The sequence below is a fragment of the Pantoea sp. SGAir0215 genome (genome assembly GCF_043543215.1).
Genome location: NZ_CP028031.1, coordinates 3,614,847 through 3,634,983, shown reverse-complemented (window position 1 = coordinate 3,634,983; position 20,137 = coordinate 3,614,847). Strand labels below are relative to the sequence as shown.

General features: G+C 54.0%; 17 protein-coding genes. 8 read left to right on the top strand and 9 right to left on the bottom strand.

Going from position 1 to position 20,137, the window contains the following annotated elements; all coding sequences use genetic code 11:
• Nucleotide 1 precedes the first annotated feature (1 nt).
• Nucleotides 2-901: a TIGR01777 family oxidoreductase gene (locus C1N64_RS16910; RefSeq protein WP_033740657.1), complete on the bottom strand. Its 900-nt coding sequence runs from the start codon at nucleotides 899-901 to the stop codon at nucleotides 2-4.
• 183 nt (nucleotides 902-1,084) lie between these two features.
• Here C1N64_RS16910 and yfcF point away from each other — a divergent pair, with 183 nt between their 5' ends.
• Nucleotides 1,085-1,726: a glutathione transferase gene (gene yfcF, locus C1N64_RS16905; RefSeq protein ID WP_006120042.1), complete on the top strand. Its 642-nt coding sequence runs from the start codon at nucleotides 1,085-1,087 to the stop codon at nucleotides 1,724-1,726.
• A 110-nt stretch (nucleotides 1,727-1,836) separates the two neighbouring features.
• Complete coding sequence (yfcD, locus tag C1N64_RS16900; protein ID WP_033740653.1) at nucleotides 1,837-2,361, top strand: NUDIX hydrolase YfcD; 525 nt, start codon at nucleotides 1,837-1,839, stop codon at nucleotides 2,359-2,361.
• Between the two features lie 317 nt (nucleotides 2,362-2,678).
• On the opposite strand, the gene C1N64_RS16895 is transcribed toward yfcD, so the two are convergent.
• The 4 genes from C1N64_RS16895 to C1N64_RS16880 form a co-directional block, all read right to left on the bottom strand.
• The gene (locus C1N64_RS16895; RefSeq protein ID WP_205955607.1) at nucleotides 2,679-3,503 is read right to left on the bottom strand and encodes an ABC transporter permease; all 825 of its coding nucleotides are present in this window, start codon (nucleotides 3,501-3,503) and stop codon (nucleotides 2,679-2,681) included.
• Between the two features lie 10 nt (nucleotides 3,504-3,513).
• Entirely contained in the window at nucleotides 3,514-4,779 is a 1,266-nt protein-coding gene (locus tag C1N64_RS16890; protein ID WP_394515016.1) for an ABC transporter permease, read from the bottom strand.
• Between the two features lie 45 nt (nucleotides 4,780-4,824).
• Entirely contained in the window at nucleotides 4,825-5,850 is a 1,026-nt protein-coding gene (locus tag C1N64_RS16885) for an ABC transporter substrate-binding protein (protein ID WP_033740647.1), read from the bottom strand.
• A gap of 113 nt (nucleotides 5,851-5,963) precedes the next feature.
• Nucleotides 5,964-7,226, bottom strand: a complete 1,263-nt coding sequence (locus C1N64_RS16880; RefSeq protein ID WP_205956785.1) for a 4-aminobutyrate--2-oxoglutarate transaminase — start codon at nucleotides 7,224-7,226, stop codon at nucleotides 5,964-5,966.
• Between the two features lie 117 nt (nucleotides 7,227-7,343).
• Between C1N64_RS16880 and C1N64_RS16875 the strand changes: the two genes are divergently transcribed.
• Both C1N64_RS16875 and C1N64_RS16870 read left to right on the top strand, forming a co-directional pair.
• Nucleotides 7,344-8,837, top strand: coding sequence for a MocR-like pyridoxine biosynthesis transcription factor PdxR (locus C1N64_RS16875; RefSeq protein ID WP_394515015.1), 1,494 nt, complete (start codon nucleotides 7,344-7,346; stop codon nucleotides 8,835-8,837).
• A 264-nt stretch (nucleotides 8,838-9,101) separates the two neighbouring features.
• A complete protein-coding gene (locus tag C1N64_RS16870) occupies nucleotides 9,102-10,187 on the top strand; it encodes an ABC transporter ATP-binding protein (protein WP_039339690.1) in 1,086 nt (361 codons plus the stop codon).
• 55 nt (nucleotides 10,188-10,242) lie between these two features.
• Here C1N64_RS16870 and pta read toward each other — a convergent pair whose 3' ends face one another.
• Nucleotides 10,243-12,390 carry a phosphate acetyltransferase gene (gene pta, locus C1N64_RS16865; protein ID WP_006120035.1) on the bottom strand — a complete coding sequence of 716 codons (2,148 nt, stop codon included), beginning with the start codon at nucleotides 12,388-12,390 and terminating at the stop codon, nucleotides 10,243-10,245.
• Between the two features lie 69 nt (nucleotides 12,391-12,459).
• Complete coding sequence (gene ackA, locus C1N64_RS16860; RefSeq protein ID WP_033740641.1) at nucleotides 12,460-13,662, bottom strand: acetate kinase; 1,203 nt, start codon at nucleotides 13,660-13,662, stop codon at nucleotides 12,460-12,462.
• Nucleotides 13,663-13,995: 333 nt separating this feature from the next.
• On the opposite strand from ackA, the gene yfbV reads away from it, so the two are divergent.
• From yfbV to C1N64_RS16845, 3 genes are all read left to right on the top strand, one after another.
• Nucleotides 13,996-14,445: a terminus macrodomain insulation protein YfbV gene (gene yfbV, locus C1N64_RS16855; RefSeq protein ID WP_006120033.1), complete on the top strand. Its 450-nt coding sequence runs from the start codon at nucleotides 13,996-13,998 to the stop codon at nucleotides 14,443-14,445.
• A gap of 142 nt (nucleotides 14,446-14,587) precedes the next feature.
• Nucleotides 14,588-15,082: a YfbU family protein gene (locus C1N64_RS16850; protein ID WP_006120032.1), complete on the top strand. Its 495-nt coding sequence runs from the start codon at nucleotides 14,588-14,590 to the stop codon at nucleotides 15,080-15,082.
• Nucleotides 15,083-15,095: 13 nt separating this feature from the next.
• Nucleotides 15,096-15,755, top strand: coding sequence for a sugar phosphatase (locus C1N64_RS16845; protein ID WP_172912902.1), 660 nt, complete (start codon nucleotides 15,096-15,098; stop codon nucleotides 15,753-15,755).
• A 30-nt stretch (nucleotides 15,756-15,785) separates the two neighbouring features.
• Here C1N64_RS16845 and yfbR read toward each other — a convergent pair whose 3' ends face one another.
• Nucleotides 15,786-16,385, bottom strand: a complete 600-nt coding sequence (yfbR, locus tag C1N64_RS16840; protein WP_058701323.1) for a 5'-deoxynucleotidase — start codon at nucleotides 16,383-16,385, stop codon at nucleotides 15,786-15,788.
• 70 nt (nucleotides 16,386-16,455) lie between these two features.
• Nucleotides 16,456-17,673 carry a pyridoxal phosphate-dependent aminotransferase gene (locus C1N64_RS16835; RefSeq protein ID WP_033740636.1) on the bottom strand — a complete coding sequence of 406 codons (1,218 nt, stop codon included), beginning with the start codon at nucleotides 17,671-17,673 and terminating at the stop codon, nucleotides 16,456-16,458.
• Between the two features lie 961 nt (nucleotides 17,674-18,634).
• On the opposite strand from C1N64_RS16835, the gene lrhA reads away from it, so the two are divergent.
• The gene (gene lrhA / locus C1N64_RS16830) at nucleotides 18,635-19,558 is read left to right on the top strand and encodes a transcriptional regulator LrhA (RefSeq protein ID WP_033740635.1); all 924 of its coding nucleotides are present in this window, start codon (nucleotides 18,635-18,637) and stop codon (nucleotides 19,556-19,558) included.
• Nucleotides 19,559-20,137 lie beyond the last annotated feature (579 nt).

The window sequence follows — 20,137 nt, the reverse complement described above, 5'->3', positions numbered from 1 at the left end:
ATTACCCCTTAACCACGTCCTTTAAGGCATCATGCAGGTCATACCAGCGGAAGCGAAACCCTGCGGCCTCCAGCCGTTTAGGCAGCACATGTTGTCCACCGAGCACCAGCACCGAGGATTCGCCCATCATCAGCTTAATGGCGCTGGCGGGCGTGCGCATGAAAGCCGGGCGGTGCATGACCTCGCCCAGCGTGGCGGCAAACTGCTCGTTGCGCACCGCATAGGGCGCGACCATGTTATACGGGCCCTGGCAGTCGTCATGATCCAGAAGCCACAGGATGCCGTTGACCATGTCATCGATGTGGATCCACGGCATATACTGTTTACCGCTGCCGAGCGGGCCACCGACGCCGAGCCTGAACGGCAGTTTCATTTTGCTCAGGGCGCCGCCCTCACGCGCCAGCACCACGCCGGTGCGCAGCAGGCAGACGCGCGTCCGGTCACTTTGTGCCGTCAGTGCCAGCTGTTCCCAACGGGCACAGAGCGTATGCGTAAATTCATTCTGGCCGGGATCCTCTTCGGTCAGGACCACTTCACCACTGTTGCCGTAAAAGCCGGTCGCCGACCCCGAAATCAACACGCGCGGCGGCGTGGTGCTGGCATTGATGAGTGAGGCAATACGTTCTGTGATTTGCCAGCGGCTCTCGCACAGTTGCTGCTTATGCGGCTCGGTCCAGCGTTTATCGGCAATCGGTTCACCGGCCAGGTTGATCACGGCATCCACCCCATCCAGCGAATGCTGCTGTGCGAGGCCAGACCAGAAGGCGATATTTTCGCCCAGCGTTTCCCGTGCGGCTACGACATCGCGGGTCACCACGCTGATCGTGTGACCACGCGCCTGTAACTGCGGAATAAGATGGCGGCCAATAAGCCCGGTTCCACCGGTCATTAAGATATGCATAGTGCGGCTCCGTCTGATTTTTTATTTTTTGCTTACTTCATCATAGAAGAGTCGTTCCCGGCTGGCGTGAGCCGCTTCGTAATTTCGTGCGGTGGCGGCAAACATCGGACCAGCACCGGGTTGTTTTCAGAAATAAAAATCGGTAAACATGATGCACCCCTGTCAGCGATATCGAGGTAGCAGATGAATTACCCCTCCATTACCCTGTGGTCAGATTCATCGTTTTTCAGTCCTTATGTGATGTCGGTTTACGTTGCGCTGACGGAAAAGGGGATCCCTTTTAGCGTCAGGCGCATTGATTTATCCCAAAACCAGCAGCTTGACGACACCTACCGTAGCCTGTCACTGACCTGCCGTGTGCCAACGTTACAGGTTGATGAGTTTATGCTGAGTGAGTCCTCAGCCATTTGTGAATACCTTGAAGAGCGCTTTGCCGCGCCAGAATTTGAACGGCTCTATCCTAAAGATCGCGAGAAACGCGCGCGCGCCCGGGAGATTCAGGCCTGGCTACGCAGTGATTTGCTGCCGATCAGACAGGAGCGTCCCACAGAAGTGCTGTTCGCCGCAGAGCGCTTTGCGCCGCTTTCGCCCGCTGCGCTTCAGGCGGCCGATAAGCTGATAAGTGCCGTACAGCGGCTGTTACCGGAAGGGCAGCAAAACCTTTTTGGTGAGTGGTCGATTGCAGATACCGATTTGGCTGTCATGCTTAATCGACTGGCGCTTCACGGTGATCCCCTGCCAGCCCGTTTACAGCATTATGCTGAGTTTCAGTGGCAGCGCGCATCGGTGCAGTTGTGGTTGACGGAGAGCGGGAAACATCGCTAGCGATCGGCGCTTGCTCAAGTTGTCATAAGTGATTACCTTACGACACACTATGATATAGATGTGGCAAACAGCGCGTGCATGAAGACACGCTAAACAGGAAAGGGTTACGGATGGTGGATCAAACTGCTGGTGGCGAGATCGAGTGGGTCGATATCGTAAGCGAAGAGAATGAAGTCGTTGCGCAGGCTACGCGCGCGCAGATGCGTGCACAATGCTTACGTCACCGCGCGACCTATATCGTGGTTCACGATGGTATGGGGAAAATACTGGTTCAGCGCCGTACTGAAATCAAAGATTTTATGCCGGGTAAACTGGATGCGACGGCAGGCGGCGTGGTGCAGAGCGGTGAGGATATGCTGGAATCTGCCCGACGTGAAGCGGAAGAAGAGCTGGGTATTGCCGACGTGCCCTTTGCGGAGCATGGCAAGTTCTATTTCGAAGATGAGCACTGCCGCGTCTGGGGCGGATTGTTCAGTTGCGTCTCTCACGGCCCGTTTGCGATGCAGGAAGAAGAGGTCGATGAAATCTTCTGGATGACGCCGGATGAAATCACCGCCCGTTGCGACGAGTTTACCGATGATTCACTCAAAGCGCTGTCGTTGTGGCTGAGCCGCAATAACGAAAACAGCAACTGAGTTTTCTGCTTTGCGAACGCCTTGCCGTTCGCAAAGCATCCTTCCTTCTTTTGCGGCAACGCGTTCCACAAGATGATTGACGGCAGCCTTTTCCTGGCGGGCAGCGTCATTCTTCCTCGGGCGTCGGCTTTCGCTTTTCCGCCACCGCGCCAGTCTGTCTTGACGATGTCTCAGTCGGGTATTGCATTAAGACGTTTGATCGTTAACCCATTGTGGGGATCGTGGCTGACATCACGCGCCTGTGCCCGGGATCAATAAAAAATCGCCCTCTCAGTAGAAAGGGCGGTGTGGTGCGTGCGCAAAGCAAGTCACGAGGATCAGACCGGCTGCGCCTGACGCATTTTTTCGCCACGGCGGCGCAGCACTTCCATCACGATCAGGAGCAACAGAGAGGCCGCAATCATAATGGTGGCCGCCGCTGCAATGGTGGGATCGAGGTTCTCGCGGATACCGGCAAACATCTGAATCGGTAGCGTCCGCTGCGTAGGGCTGGCAAGAAACAGCGTGACGACCACTTCATCAAAGGAGGTCGCGAAGGCAAATAACGCCCCGGAAAACACGCCCGGTGCAATCAGCGGCAGGGTGACTTTACAAAACGCCAGCAGTGGTGAGGCGCCGAGACTGACGGCGGCGCGCGTCAGGTTGGTGTCGTAACTTTTCAGGACGGCCACAACCGTGATCACCACAAACGGGACGCCCAGCAGCGCATGAGCCAGAACCAGCCCGAGATAGCTGTTTAGCAGGGACAGTTTGGCAAAGAAGAAGAACATGCCCACCGCGATGATCACCACCGGTGCCACCATCGGTGAAATGATGACTGCCATCACCAGCGCTTTACCGCGAAAGTCGCCCCGTACCAGGCCCATCGCGGCCAGTACGCCCAGCACGGTGGCCAGCAGGGTGGCCAGCGGAGCCACCAGCAGGCTGTTCATCAGCGCGCCCAGCCATTCGTTAGAATGGAAAAACGCGTCGTACCAGCGCAATGAAAAGCCACTGAGGGGATAGCTTAAAAACGAACTGGCGTTAAACGACAACGGCACGATCACCAGCACCGGCACTATTAAAAACAGCAGGGCGGCGGCACCGTAAAAATTAAACAGATAACGCCAGATCCGCAGCAGCGTGGAACCTTGTTGTCTCATCATTTGCTCCTTAACGCACCGCGGCTTCAGAAGAAGTGCGGGTAACGCGCGAATAGACCACATACAGTAACGTGACAATGATCAGTAACTGGCTGCCCAGGGCGGCGGCCATGCCCCAGTTCATCGTGCTGTTAGTAAAGAAGGCGACAAAGTAGCTGACCATCTGGTCGTCCGGGCCGCCCAGCAGGGCTGGCGTCACGTAGTAGCCAATCGCCATCATAAACACCAGCAACGCACCTGCGGTGATCCCGGCAAAGGTCTGCGGCACATAGACGCGCCAGAAGGCGACAAACGGATGCGCGCCCAGCGACACCGCTGCGCGGACGTAGCTGGGGGATATGCCTTTCATTACGGCATACAGCGGCAGCACGATAAAAGGCAGCAATATATGTGTCATGGAGATGTAAACCCCCACCCGGTTAAACACCAGGGTGAGCGGGCTGTCGATAAGCCCGGTGCCCATCAGCGTGCGGTTGATTAATCCGCCGGACTGTAACAGCACAATCCAGCTGGCCGTCCGCACAATCAGTGAGGTCCAGAAGGGCAGCAGCACCATAATCATCAACAGATTGGCCCGGTTAGAAGGCTGTTTCGCCAGCCAGTAGGCCAGCGGATAACCCAGCCCCACGCACAATAACGTCACGACGGTGGCCATCCATAAGGTGCGCAGCAGGACGTTGACATACAGCGCCTGATCCGGCGACTGCGCGGTGATTTCACCCGTTCTGGTATCGACTTTATGGTCAAACACCGACAGCAGGTAATAGCTGGTATAAGGCTTTGCTACGCGCTTCAGGGTTTGCCAGGTGGATAACTCGCCCCACAGGGGCTGTTTGTCGATAAGGGTGGCTTTGACGTTAAGGCCATCCTCGGGCGCCTGGCGCGGTACGGCCAGGATCAGGCGGCGAAACGCGTTATCTTCATAACTTAACCGCTTCGCAATCCCCGAAATCTGGCTCTGTTCGCGTGCCGCGCTGACTTCTTTTGCAAGCAGTGCATACAGGCTCTCATCCGGTAGCGCTTTACCGTCCCATTTCGCCAGGGCCTGGCTGGTTTGGGGTAGGGCGTCATTAAGCTCAGGATTGCTCACGCTCATGCTGAGGATAGAGCCGATAGGGAATAAAAAGCACACCACGACGAAAATCAGTAACGGGGCCACTAAAAACAGAGAGCGTTGTGTTTTTAACCAACCTGCCCGGTTGAACGAGTGGCGCAGACTGAACGCGCGTTCCGTACGGCTGACGGGCGCTGAATCCATCACGGGGTTTTGACTCATGCCGACCTCCTGAAAAGGGGCTGCCGGATCGCGTCCGGCAGCAGGTTATTTCGCGGCCCAGGCGTTAAAACGCTGTTCCAGTTCTTCACCATGCTCCAGCCAGAACGTGGCGTTAACCTGTACGGCTTTGGCCATGTTTTCGGGCGCTGTTGGCAGTTGAGCCAGACGATCCGCCGCCAGCAGTTTGCCTGCTTTGATATTGGCGGGGCCATAAGGAATATTTTCGGCATAGACCTTTTGGTTCTCAGGCTGCAGCGAGAAGGCGATGAATTTCTCTGCCAGCGCTTTATGTTTTGAGCCTTTCACAATCGCCCAGTTATCGAAGTCATACAGGTTGCCATCCCAGACGATTTTAAAGTTATGGCCTTCTGCCTGGGCGGTGCCGATACGGCCGTTATAGGCCGAGGCCAGCGTCACGTCGCCTGATACCAGCCACTGCAGCGGCTGTGCCCCGGATTCCCACCACTGAATATGGGGCTTGAGTACATCAAGCTTCTTAAAGGCGCGATCCACGCCCGCAGGTGTGGCCAGCACCTTATAAACATCTTCACGCTTCACGCCATCCGCCATCAGCGCGATTTCCAGGGTATATTTTGCGCTCTTACGCAGCGCACGTTTGCCCGGGAATTTTTCTACATCCCAAAAATCGGCCCAACTCGTAGGGGCGGTTTTCAGTTTGTTGCCATCGTAGGTCAGTACCGTTGACCAGACGAAGAAACCGGCGCCACATTCGCTGACGCTGCCTTTGGCAAAGTCCGCTTTATTGCCAATTTTGCTCCAGTCCAGGGTTTCAAACAGACCTTCTTCACAACCGCGCTCCAGTTCCGGAGTTTCCAGTTCGACGACGTCCCAGCCGATCTGTTTGGTTTCGACCATGGCGCGGATGCGGGCCATCTCACCGTTATATTCGCCTGCTTCGATGCTGTCTTTTCCCGCGGCCATGAACGGCTTATAGAACGCTTTATCCTGTGCGTCTTTATTCGTCCCGCCGAAGGACACTACCGTGAGGGTTTCCGCCTGTGCCTGCAGCGCCACGGCTGCCAGCACCATTGCCGCTATTTTTTTCATCATCCCCGAACTCCTGAATTATTCTTGTCAGGCAGAACTCACTGCCTGGTGTTTGCGTTGCAATCCTGATGCCATCAGCTCAGCTGACTGCGGAACGGGCAGCCAGCCAGCTCAACTTAGTGTTGACCGAGAATGCGATTCAGCAGATTTAATGCCGTGCGGAACTGCGCATCCGGGATGGTCAGCGGATAAAGGAAGCGAATCACGTTACCGTGGACACCGCAGGTGAGCAGAAGTAAGCCTTCGTCCAGTGCCGCCTGCTGGATGGCTTTGGCGATGTCCGCGCGCGGTTTTCCTGTGCTGTCGCAGAACTCAGCCGCAATCATCGAACCCCGCCCACGCACGTCCGCCAGCGTGTTACAACCCGCGCCTTTCAGCGTTTCGGCCAGCTGCCCGCCCAGTTGCAGGGCGCGCTCGCACAGGTTCTCCTCACGAATCACCTCCAGTACGGCCAGTGCGGCTGCAATGGCAGGAGGACTTCCCGCATAGGTGCCACCCAGCCCGCCGGGTAACGGGGCATCCATAATCTCAGCCCGTCCGGACACGGCCGACAACGGCATCCCGCCGGCCAGGCTTTTCGCCATGGTAATCAGGTCAGGCTGCACATCGGAATAGTACTCACTGGCAAACAGTTTCCCGGTGCGGGCAAAACCACTTTGAATCTCATCGGCAATCAGCAGGATGCCGTGTTCATCGCACAGCTTACGCAGCGCGGTGACGAAGGCCGCCGGTGCGACATTGAAACCGCCTTCACCCTGGATCGGCTCATAAATGATCGCTGCGACCTGCTGCGGGCTGATATCGCAGCGAAAAATCGTTTGTACACTCTCCAGCGCGTCCTCGACGCTACAGCCATGCAGTGCATTCGGGTAGCGGGCATGAAATACTGAGCCAGCAAAAGGACCGAAACCGGTTTTGTACGGGGTCACTTTGCCGGTCAGCGACATCGTCATGTTGGTGCGCCCGTGAAACGCGCCGCTAAACGCGATGATGCCGGGACGGCCGGTCGCCGCGCGGGCAATTTTTACCGCGTTCTCAACCGCTTCCGCGCCGGTGGAGAAAAAGGTGGTTTTAGCAGGGCCGTTGACGGGCACCCGCGCATTCAGTTTTTCCGCAAGGGCGATGTAATTTTCATAGGGCACGATCTGAAATGCAGTATGGGTAAAACAGTCGAGCTGTTCCTTGATGGCGGCGATGACCTTAGGATGACGGTGTCCGGTGTTCAGTACGGCAATGCCGGCACTGAAATCGATGATTTCGCGGCCCTGGTGATCCCACAGCGTGGCGTTTTCAGCTTTCACCGCATAGAAATCGCACATGACGCCCACGCCGCGTGGCGTGGCATTGAGACGACGGACCTGCACTTCACTGTTACTCATAACGCGACCTCGTGGTGTTTGTTTCCATATTGTTACAGTGGAATTTGCCTTCTTGGTTTTAGCGTTTTCAGGGTTTTATAATCCAGAGCCAGTTTTTTTTATTTTGAGGTACCAATTTTGCGAAGCTTACTCGGTGACCTGCTTGCACAACGGCTGGCCGCGCTGTCCGGCGGTACGCTGAATAAGCGACTGTATGACGCGCTGCAGGCGGCGATTCAGGATGGATCCATTGCCACCGCAACACGGCTGCCCGCCAGCCGCGACCTTGCTCGCGAACTCGCGGTCTCACGCAATACCGTACTGGCCGTGTATGAACAGTTGCAGTCAGAGGGGTACTTACAAACCCGCACAGGCAGCGGCACGTTTGTCAGTGCGGTGCTGCCTGAAGAGGTGCCAGGCGGGCCGCTGGTCAGGCCGGTTTCGGCGCCAATGAAGCCCGTCAGGCTGTCCCGTCGGGGATCGCGATTACTGGCAAACAGCGGTGCCGGAAGCCATCAGTGGGGGGCGTTTATGCCCGGCGTACCGGATGTCAGTCACATGCCGCACGACATCTGGCGCAAAATCCAGCTTCGTCTGAGCCGACGCCTGCCCGTTGAGAACCTGAGCTATGCCAGCCACGGCGGCTGCACCGAGCTGCAACAGGCGCTGGCCGATTACCTGCGGGTGATTCGTTCCGTCAACTGCAGCCCCGAGCAGGTACTGGTGACCGCAGGCACGCATCAGTCGCTGGATCTGCTGGCAAAGATGCTGTGCGATCCGGGTGACCGGGCGCTGGTAGAGGAACCTGGCTACTGGGGCATTCGTAACGTGCTGGCGGTGAACGGCGTTACGCTGATCCCTACGCCGGTTGACGAGCAGGGGCTGGTGCTGCCCCCGGAGCAGCCTGACAGCCCTGCGCCGCGTTTAATCTGCGTGACGCCTTCCCATCAGTATCCACTGGGTGCGGTGATGAGCCTGCAACGGCGGCATGAGTTACTGGAGCGTGCGAAGCGCAGCGGCAGTTGGGTGGTGGAAGATGACTACGATGGCGAGTTCCGTTTTTCTGGCAGCCCGATGCCCGCGCTGCAAGGGCTGGCGGCGGATGCGCCTGTCATATACCTGGGGACGTTCAGCAAAACGTTGTATCCCGGCATTCGACTCAGTTACATGGTGGTGCCTAAATCCATGGCTACGCGTATGAAAATGGCGCACTCCGAGCTCTATCGCGGCGGTTATGGGCTGGTGCAGCTCACGCTGGCCGCGTTTATCCGCGAAGGGCACTATGCGGCTCATGTACGGCGGATGCGGCAGATCTACAGTCGTCGCCGCGCGGCGCTGGTCGCCGTGATCAGCCAGTCGCTGGGGGCCGACTGGATTGTGCATCACAGCAATGCGGGGCTGCATCTGGTGCTCAGACTGCCCGACAGCATCGACGATGTGGCGTTCAGCGCTGAGCTTGAACAGTGCGGTGTGCTGACGCGCCCGCTGTCTTCCTACTACCTGCAAGGCACGCCGCAGCGTGGGTTACTTTTGGGCTATGCCTGCGTTGACGAAGCGGATATCCCCAATGCGTTCGCGCCTGTCCTTGCCCGTCTGGAACACCACCTGCAAATCGCCTCAGTTTCCCCCTGAGGCACCACAAGTGTGCAACCTCTTACCTTGCCTGATTCTGTGATCTCATTCACGTTAATGTAATGTTAAATTTAAAAAGTCAATAGAAAACAATGGCCTGAAAGAAGTTTTTGCAAGCCCGTTCGTTTTATTTTGTCAAATTCTGCTTGTGCGAATCAGCGGCGTTATGGTAGTGCTAAAAAAGGCCCGCCAGGATTCGCATGTCAAACGGATGATGCATGAATCGTGCCGAAACCCTTTCCATCCTGTTTTCGAGAGTACGCCATGAGAAATTTTGTCAGTTTCAGGAATATCAAAAAGAGCTACGACGGCGACAAGCTGGTGGTGCGCAACCTTAATCTGGACGTGGCAGAAGGGGAGTTTTTGACGCTGTTAGGGCCCTCAGGATCGGGGAAAACCACCAGCCTGATGATGCTGGCGGGCTTTGAAACGCCCACCGATGGCGAGATTCTGCTGCGTGATAAACCCCTGCACACGCTGCCGCCCCATCAGCGTGATATCGGCATGGTGTTTCAGAATTATGCGCTGTTTCCCCATATGACCGTGGCGGAGAATCTGGCATTTCCCCTATCCATACGTCGCCTGAGCAAAGCGGATATCAAAGTGCGGGTTAAGCGCGTGCTGGATATGATTAAACTGACCTCGCTGGCCGATCGCTATCCTGCCCAGATGTCGGGTGGCCAGCAGCAACGTGTAGCGCTGGCGCGGGCACTGGTTTTTGAACCCAGGCTGATCCTGATGGATGAACCGTTAGGGGCACTGGATAAACAGCTGCGTGAGCATATGCAGATGGAAATCAAGCAACTGCACAACCTGCTTGGGCTGACCATCGTTTACGTCACGCATGACCAGAGCGAAGCAATGACCATGTCAGACCGGGTCGCGGTGTTTAATGATGGCATGATTCAGCAGATGGACAGCCCGAGTAAGCTTTATGAGCAGCCAGATAATGCCTTTGTTGCACAGTTTATCGGCGAAAATAACTGCCTGTTAGCCACACAATCGGGCCAAAAGGGCGAGTATTATCAGGTGGCACTGGATAATGGCGTTCATCTGGACGCGCTGAAAGTCCGACCCAGTTCGCCTGGCAAACGTATCCAGCTCAGCATCCGGCCCGAACGCATCAACGTGAACGCACCAAAACCGGGCGACCAGTCTGTGCAGGCTACCATTCAACAGTTTATCTATCTGGGTGATCATGTCCGCATGCTGACCGACGTGGCCGGGCAGGGGAATTTTATGGTGAAACTGGCCTCATCCGATGTCGCGCCTGAGTGGAAACCGGGGAGCGAGGTTATGCTTTCCTGGCAGCCACAGCATTTACGTGCACTGGATGTGACATTGCAATAAAAAAAGAGCATGCGGGCTGCATGCTCTTTGTTCTCACTACCGGTCAGGCGGTTTGTTACTGGCCTTCCGCCTGGAGTGACTGAATTGCTGTCAGGGCAATGGTATAGACGATGTCGTCCACCAGCGCACCGCGCGACAGGTCGTTAACGGGTTTACGCATCCCTTGCAGCATCGGCCCGATAGAAATCAGATCGGCTGAGCGCTGCACCGCTTTATAGGTGGTGTTACCGGTATTCAGATCCGGGAAGATAAATACCGTTGCGCGACCCGCGACCTGCGAGTTTGGCGCTTTCGATTTCGCGACGTCTTCCATAATCGCCGCGTCATACTGCAGCGGACCGTCAATGACCAAATCCGGGCGTTTTTCCTGTGCCAGACGGGTAGCTTCGCGCACTTTTTCGACGTCGCTTCCTGCCCCGGAGTTACCGGTCGAGTAGGAGATCATCGCCACGCGCGGATCAATACCGAAGGCTTTGGCGGAATCGGCAGACTGGATAGCAATTTCAGCCAGCTGTTCAGCGGTAGGATCCGGGTTAATCGCGCAGTCGCCATAGACCAGCACCTGCTCCGGCAGCAGCATAAAGAATACCGACGAGACCAGAGAGCTGTTCGGGGCGGTTTTAATCAGCTGTAACGGCGGACGAATGGTATTGGCCGTGGTATGCACCGCACCTGAAACCAGGCCATCTACCTCGCCACGCTCCAGCATCATGGTACCGAGCACCACGTTGTCTTCCAGCTGTTCCTGCGCCACCACTTCGGTCATGCCTTTGTTTTTACGCAGTTCAACCAGACGCGGAACGTAGTTCTGGCGAACCACTTCAGGGTCAACAATCTCAATGCCTTTACCCAGCTCAACGCCCTGTACTGCGGCCACGCGCTGAATTTCATCCGGGTTACCTAACAGCACGCAGGTAGCAATGCCGCGATCGGCACAGATCGCGGCCGCTTTCACGGTGCGAGGCTCATCGCCTTCTGGCAGGACGATGCGTTTACCGGCTTTACGTGCCAGCTCGGTCAACTGATAACGGAATGCCGGCGGGGACAGACGACGGCTGCGTTCAGAGGTGGCGGTCAGCGACTCAATCCAGTCTGCATTGATGTAGCCTGCGACATATTCCTGCACTTTCTCAATGCGCTGTGTGTCGTCTACCGGCACTTCCAGATTGAAGCTTTGCAGACTCAGTGATGTCTGCCAGGTATTGGTTTTGACCATAAAGACCGGCAGACCGGTCTGGAACGCGCGTTCGCACAGTTTGGCGATCCGCTCGTCGATCTCGTAGTTACCGGTTAACAGAATAGCCCCAATCTCTACGCCGTTCATGGCGGCCAGACAGGCGGCAACCAGTACATCCGGACGGTCTGCGGAGGTGACCAGCAGCGAGCCTGGACGGAAGTGCTCAAGCATATGAGGAATGCTGCGGGCACAGAAGGTTACCGACTTCACGCGGCGCGTCTGAATTTCACCTTCATTAATGATGCGCGCGTTCAGGTGGCGGCACATATCAATCGCGCGGGTCGCGATCAGATCAAAGCTCCACGGCACGCAACCCAGGATGGGCAACGGGCTGTTGGCAAACAATTGGTCGGGATTGATATTGGCAATGCTGGCCTTCGTGGAATCATCGAAGATTTCAGACAGGTCGGGACGCGTCCTGCCCTGTTCGTCGACCGGCGCGTTCAGCTTGTTAATAATGACGCCGGTGATGTTTTTATTCTTCGCACCGCCAAAGCTGCTTTGCGTCAGTTCGATACGTTCTTTAAGCTGGGCCGGCGAGTCATTACCCAGCGCGGTCACAAACACAATTTCAGCGTTCAGCGTTTTAGCAATTTCGTAGTTAAGGGCGCTGGCAAACTGATGTTTGCGCGTGGGCACCAGGCCCTCCACCAGCACCACTTCTGCATCCTGCGTATTTGCATGATAGCGGGCAATGATTTCTTCCATCAGCACGTCCTGCTGATTGGATCCCAGCAAGGATTCAACGCGTGACATGGGCAGCGGTTCTGCCGCAGGAATACCGGAATTTTTGCGTACGATGCTGGTGGTTTGGTCGGGCGCATTGCCACCGGCGCGTGGTTGAGCAATGGGTTTGAAAACGCTCAGTCGAACGCCTTTACGTTCCATGGCGCGAATAACGCCAAGGCTAACGCTGGTCAAGCCGACGCTGGTGCCGGTCGGAATGAGCATAATTGTACGTGACACGATTGCACCTCTCAGAGTTCACTGGGTGTCAAAATAACACCGTCAGCCTGAGCTGACGGAGAAAGGATATCAGGCGGTAAGACGCGCGGCGTCCCTGGCGATGACTAACTCTTCATTCGTTGGGATAACCAGTGCCGGACGCGTGCCCTCTTTGTTGATGAAGCCCGCTTTACCAAAACGCGCGGCCAGGTTGCGGTCATGATCGAGTTCAAAGCCCAGCAGAGCCAGTTTCTTCAGCGTTAACTCGCGGACCATCGCCGCATTTTCACCGATACCACCGGTGAAGATCACGCCATCAAGACGGCCGTCCATCAGCGCAGTATAGCTGCCGATGTATTTGGCGAGGCGATGGCAGAATACGTCCATTGCGCGTTTGGCATCGTCTTTCGTGGCGTAATTATCTTCAACGTAGCGGCAGTCGCTGGTGACTTCGGTCAGCCCTAACAGACCGGACTCTTTGGTCAGCATCTTGTTGATAGCATCCACGTTCATGCCCAATGTATCGTGCAGGAAGAAGATGATGGCCGGATCAATATCACCGCTGCGGGTGCCCATCACCAGGCCTTCCAGCGGCGTCAGCCCCATGGAGGTATCCACACATTCGCCGTTACGGATGGCAGAAACCGATCCACCGTTACCGAGGTGACAGGTGATGATATTCAGGGTTTCCAGCGGCTTATTCAGCATTTTTGCCGCTTCGTGGGTCACATAGTAGTGGCTGGTACCGTGCGCACCGTAGCGACGCACGCCGTGATCTTTATAGAGCGCATAGGGCAGCGCATAGAGATAGGATTCTTCCGGCATTGTCTGATGGAAAGCGGTGTCAAAAACCGCCACATTCTTGTCAGACAAATGAGGGAAGTTTTTCATCGCTTCATCAATGCCGATCAGGCCCGCAGGATTATGCAGCGGTGCAAAAGAAGCGGCATCTTTGATACCCTGAACGACAGCGTCAGAGATCACGACCGATTGCGTCAGTTTTTCACCGCCGTGGACGATGCGATGACCTATTGCAGCGATTTGTGCCGAAAGCTCTGGTTTTTGTGCCAGAATTGTTTTAACAATAAAATTCAGTGCTTCGCTGTGGGCAGCGCCAGCACCTAAAGGTGCTTCCTGTTTTTGGCCGTCAAGCTTCCACTTGATCCGCGCTTCGGGCAGGTGAAAACATTCAGCCAGACCTGACAGAAATTCGTCTCCGGTGGTGGGATTCAGAATGGCAAACTTAAGGGATGAGCTGCCGCAGTTCAGGACCAGTACTAACTTACTCGACATGGAAGTACCTATTTGTTAAAAGTGGCTAAAAAAAACGCAATCAGACATACAGCGTAGCCTATTGAAGCTGCCAGATTAATGACAAAAGTCATACCCGGGTCAAAATAATGCGTTATACGCAAAAAAAGTTGAGTTTTTACGCATAAATTTTAAATCACGCTTAAAACGGGTCTTATCGCCTCTGTGACAAAGAAGGTTGCGACACTGACGCGACTAAAACGGCGTCAGAATAGCCGGAGTCACCTTTAAAGACAAAAAGATTTGAAGGATGTTACGTAAAGTTGTGTCGTTATAGTTATTTTTCAAAAAATACAGCATTAGTTGAGGCGAGCCATGGCGAATCAATCTAACACGGGCTGGTTCCGGATGTTTCAGCGCGGACAGCATTATATGAAGACGTGGCCCAATGATAAACGTCTGGCACCAGTCTTTCCCGAAAACCGGGTATCAACGGCCACGCGTTTTGCCATTCGCTTTATGCCCCCGCTGGCGGTGTTTACACTGACCTGGCAGATCGCGATGGGTGGGCAACTGGGCCCTGCCGTCGCGACAGCGCTTTTCGCCTGCAGTTTACCGATGCAGGGATTGTGGTGGCTGGGCAAACGTTCGGTCACGCCACTGCCGCCGACGCTTCTGCGCTGGTTTCATGACGTGCGCACCAAACTGGAAGCCGCAGGGCAGGCGATTGCGCCGGTTGAAGGCACGCCAACCTATCAGGCGCTTGCCGATCTGCTGAAGCGCGCCTTTAAGCAACTGGACCGGACTTTTCTGGACGATCTCTAACCTGCAGCGTGCCGAAATATTGCATGTGAATCTGTGGTTAAATCAATGAAAAGCGATGTGGCAACCTCCGCATCGCTCCCCCTGTGTCATCATCCTTCCATCGTATAAAACCTGAACAGCCTCTGGGCTGAGGGAGAGAAAGATGGAAATGACCCACGCACAACGCTTAATTCTGGCGAACCAGTACAAAATGATGGCGATGCTGGAGCCTGAGAATGCGGAGCGCTTTCGGCGTTATCAGACCATTATTGAGCGCGGCTACAGCCTGCAGATGCGTGAACTGGATAAAGAGTTCGGCGAACTCTCTGAAGCCACCTGCCGTACGCTCATCGACATCATGGAAATGCACCATGCGCTACAGATTTCCTGGTCTAATCTGAAAACCGAAGGAGAGATCGATACCCGGCGCCTGGCGTTTCTGGGATTTGATGCGGCTACGGAATCCCGCTACCTTGGCTATGTGCGCTTTATGGTGAATACGGAAGGGCGCTACACGCATTTTGATTCCGGCACGCACGGCTTCAATGCACAAACACCGATGTGGGAAAAGTATCAACGCATGCTGGCTTTATGGCAGACTTGTCCCCGCCAGTACCATTTAAGCGTAAACGAGATTGCGCAAATCATTAACGCCTGATGAGGAGTGACGTGTGGAGTACAGTGGTTTTTTGTTTGATTTAGACGGCACCTTAGTGGATTCATTACCGGCGGTTGAACGTGCCTGGTCTAACTGGGGCGCACGTCATGGCATTGCGGCTGATGAGATTCTGGACTTCATTCACGGTAAACAGGCAATCACCTCCCTGCGTCATTTTATGGCCGGTCAGTCAGAGGCCGCGATTCAGGCCGAGTTCCTGGCACTGGAAAAAACGGAAGCGGAAGATACGGACGGTGTGAAGGCGTTACCAGGTGCCCTGGCGCTGCTCACTCAGCTTAATGAACTGCAGATCCCTTGGGCGATTGTTACTTCAGGTTCTGTGCCAGTGGCTCATGCCCGCCACAAAGCGGCGGGCCTGCCTCTGCCTGCGGTCTTCATTACGGCTGAGCAGGTAGCAAAGGGTAAGCCTGAACCCGATCCCTACCTGCTGGGTGCCGAAAGGCTGAAACTGTCTCCAGCCGACTGTGTTGTGGTTGAAGATGCGCCTGCTGGCGTGATCGCCGGGCTGTCGGCGGGCTGTGCCGTCATTGCTGTCAATGCGCCAGACGAGACACCGCGACTGGATGACGTGGCGCTGCGCCTGACTTCACTGGCGTCACTAATCATTACCAGCCAGCCAGCGGGTAAGTTTGCCTTTCACAGCCAGCCTTAAGTGCAGAGTGGCGGCATCGGGCCGCCCGAATCAGAGCGGTGTATCTTGCGAGATTTCGTCCAGAGACAGGCTAAAGCTTGGGATAAACACCTCAACAAAATAGCTCATCTCAGGCGAGCGACGCTGAGTCAGGGTTTTTTCCAGCCGCGCCTTGGCGAGTAAGAATTCATTGTTGCCTGCTGACAACTCTTCCAGGCATTTAACGTAGGCGCAGAGTGCGTCGGCCTGCTTCACTACCGCTTTCTCATCTTCACTGTGCAGATGTTCATCAATCAGCGGGCGATAAACGTCCTGCAACTCCTCGGGCAGCATCTCAATCAACTTCTGCTGCGCGATTTTCTCAATCTTTTTGTATTCATGGGCAATTTGCGCGTTGTAATACTTCACCGGGGTAGGCAAATCGCCCGTGAGCACTTCACTGGCATCATGGTACAGCGCCATCATCGCGATGCGCTCGGCATTCAGGTTACCGTTAAACTTTTTGTTCTTGATGATGGCCAGCGCATGGGCGACCATCGCCACCTGTAAACTGTGTTCAGAGACGTTTTCGGTCCGCACGTTACGCATCAGTGGCCAGCGGTTAATCAGTTTGAGGCGTGAGAGGTGGGCGAAGAAATGGCTTTGAGTCATGGTCATTCCTGTTTACGACAGGGGAGAGGTTAACTCTCCCCAAAATGACATCAGTATAGATGCAACAGGACTACTGGCGGTAGCCTTGCAGGAAACGGCCAAACTTATTGATGGCCATTTCCAGGTCATCGACGCGCGGCAGGGTTACGATACGCAGATGATCGGGCCACGGCCAGTTAAACGCGGTGCCCTGCACCAGCAGCACTTTTTCCTGTAACAGGAAGTCCAGCACCATCTTCTGGTCGTCCTGAATATTGAATTTTTTGGCATCAATTTTCGGGAACATGTACAGCGCTCCCTCCGGCTTCACACAGCTGACGCCGGGAATATCGTTGATCAGTTCCCAGGCTCGCTGACGCTGTTCGTAGAGACGACCACCTGGTGCGATGAACTCGCTGATGCTCTGATATCCCCCCAGGGCGGTCTGAATTGCGTGCTGCGCCGGAACGTTGGCGCACAGGCGCATGGAAGCCAGCATTTCCAGCCCTTCTATATAGCCTTTTGCGTGCTTTTTCGGGCCATTCAGCACCATCCAGCCCTGACGGAAGCCCGCCACGCGGTAGGTTTTTGACAGGCCGTTAAACGTGACCGTTAACAAGTCCGGTGCCAGTGCGGCAATAGAGTGGTGCTGTGCGGCATCGTAGAGGATCTTATCGTAGATCTCGTCAGCAAATATAATCAGGTTATGCTGACGGGCTATCTCAACCACGTCCATCAGCAGCTCTTTGCTGTAAACCGCGCCGGTGGGGTTATTGGGGTTGATGATAACAATGCCGCGAGTGCGTGGCGTAATTTTGCTACGAATATCATCCAGGTCCGGGAACCAGCCGGCGGACTCATCACATAAATAGTGCACGGCTTTTCCGCTCGACAGCGACACGGCTGCCGTCCAGAGCGGATAGTCTGGTGCCGGAACCAGCATTTCATCTCCGCTGTTCAGCAGCGCCTGCATCGCCTGAACGATCAGTTCTGAGACACCGTTTCCAATGTAGATATCTTCTACTGTGACATCGCGCATATCCCGCGCCTGATAATGCTGCATGATGGCCTTTCGGGCGGAATAGAGCCCTTTGGAATCGCAATAACCTTGTGCACTGGGCAGGTTACGGATCACATCCACCAGAATTTCATCGGGCGCTTCAAAGCCAAACGGCGCGGGGTTACCGATGTTCAACTTGAGAACTTTATTACCTTCTTCTTCCAGGCGCTTGGCCTCTTTTAAAACCGGCCCACGAATGTCATAACACACATTGTCCAGTTTGCCGGATTTATCAATTTGAAAAGTCATTTTTGGCCGCCTTAATATGCAGAATCCTTTTGCCTGCCGCTGAAAACAAACCTGCACAATGTACTCTCCTCACGAACACAAAAGAAGGGCGCGAGGTGGTTTTGGCGTCTTCAGCATCTTTGTCTCCGTCCAGACGACGTAATGCATATTGCTTATGACCCTGTATGGTTTAAAAGTCTGCTTGAGTCATCATTAATGGTTTTTTATGCTACCTGATAAAAAGGCTTTGTTTGGCGCGTTGCTGTTTTTTTTATGCCGACAGGGAACGTAATCGACATAGTGAAATCAGAACAGGCCTAATGCGTCATAAATGAAATAGTTTAATTATGCTTTATTGATGCATAAATTTTGCACGATAGTGCATAGCGTAAGTAGGGTGTGACAGCCGTGCATTAATCGTTAATACGGTTAACTATTTTATCTCTAAGGACTTTTTTCCGTTTTTTGAAGCCAGGCTAAAAAACAGAGAGCATCTTTAGTACAGGTTTACCTGTCTAAAAGTCTTATTCACTGTTTTTGGGCGGGTTGAATGCGCACAGGACGTGCGGGATGTGTTGGAAAATGCGATCCGATCAAAATTTGCAATGCTTTTCATAAAAACATTTCCATTTTGCGGTCAAAAATGATTAAGTATAATTTACTATTTGATGTGATTAAACGCGATACAGCGTGTGTGTATGACAGACCCATTTACCCCGGCGTAATGACTTTTTTGGGGTTGAAAAAGACAACTACACAGCTTCCCGCAATTTTGCATCCAGTGCCTTCGGTACAGAAGTTGTCTCTGTCTTCAGGTCACGGCTCCCGTGTTTTACAGGAACGTGCCGTGCGCCTTCGTAAGTAAATTTTATGTCGGCCCTGTGTTGGGACGGCATGAAGCATCATTACCGCTTATCGCTTTGATAAGCTTGTAATAACACCAGGATAGTAGTTCTTAAAACTCTAATAAGTGAAGAAAAACATGACTAATGCAAATCGTCCGATACTTAATCTCGATCTCGATCTGCTTCGAACTTTTGTTGCTGTTGCGGATTTAAACACCTTTGCAGCCGCGGCTGCTGCGGTATGCAGAACGCAATCGGCAGTAAGTCAGCAGATGCAGCGTCTGGAACAACTGGTCGGTAAAGAGTTGTTTGCCAGGCATGGCCGCAACAAATTATTAACAGAACATGGCATTCAGCTTCTGGGTTATGCCAGAAAAATTCTGCGTTTTAACGATGAAGCCTGCACATCGCTGATGTACAGCAATATTCAGGGCGTTCTGACAATCGGGGCGTCAGACGATACGTCCGATACCATTCTGCCGTTCCTGTTAAACCGCGTTACCTCTGTTTATCCCAAACTGGCCATTGACGTTCGTGTGAAACGCAATCCATTTATGATGGAAATGCTGAATCAGGGCGAAGTCGATCTGGTTGTTACCACCTCCAGTCCGGGTAACTTTACACATCAGGTACTGCGGACATCGCCAACCCTGTGGTATTGCGCAGCGGACTATGTGTTCCAGCGTGGGGAAGCGATCCCACTGGTATTGCTGGATGAACCCAGCCCTTACCGTGATATGGCGATTGACCATCTGAACGAAGCAGGCATTCCCTGGCGCATCTCTTACGTCGCTTCAACGCTGGCAGCGGTGCGTGCTGCCGTTAAAGCTGGTTTAGGCGTGACCGCGCGTCCGGTGGAGATGATGAGCCCTGAACTGCGCGTAATGGGTGCAGCAGAAGGATTACCGGTGCTGCCAGATACTCAGTATCTGCTGTGCCGCAACGCGGACAACGACAACGAACTGGCGCTGGCCATTTTCAACGCCATGCAGTCTACCCACGATCCCTACAACATGATCGGCAATGCCGATGGTGCCTTACTGCTGGACGACGAAGAGTAAATCCCGTCTTCTTTCGCAAAAAATGCGAAATCTGCCGGCACGTTAATCTGAGTAAATGCGCCTTTTGTTCTGTAACCGGAACAAGAGGCTTTTTTTTGCTGCTTTTCTGACCCGTGGTTTTCTTTTTCAGTCCTGTTCTGTCAATTACCTGTTCATACTCTGGTCAACAGGGCGAGTGGGGAAGGGAAAGCACGAAGTGGAGATTTGTTGATGCGAATCAGGCTGATAACTGATTAAATTTAACACAAAAATGATAATTCTGTGTTCTGGATCAACAAAATAGCCCTTCTAAAAGCAAGGCAATCCCGCCGAATCCTGTCAAACTATGCGCGTTGATAACGCGATCCACACGTTGAAATACCCGCTACACTGAAATTACCCCTACAGACTGAAGCGATTTAGCTGGAAACACGCGCGTCATATGTTAATAATATGATGCAGGTGTAAAATAATGTTTGGATACTTTTGTCAAAGTTGACAAAAGGTTATAGAAAGGAGTAAAAAACCACATAAAATTGCTGCTTATTGCACAGTAACAGCAAAATTTGTAAGGTTTTTATCCTTCCCTTTGAATCGATG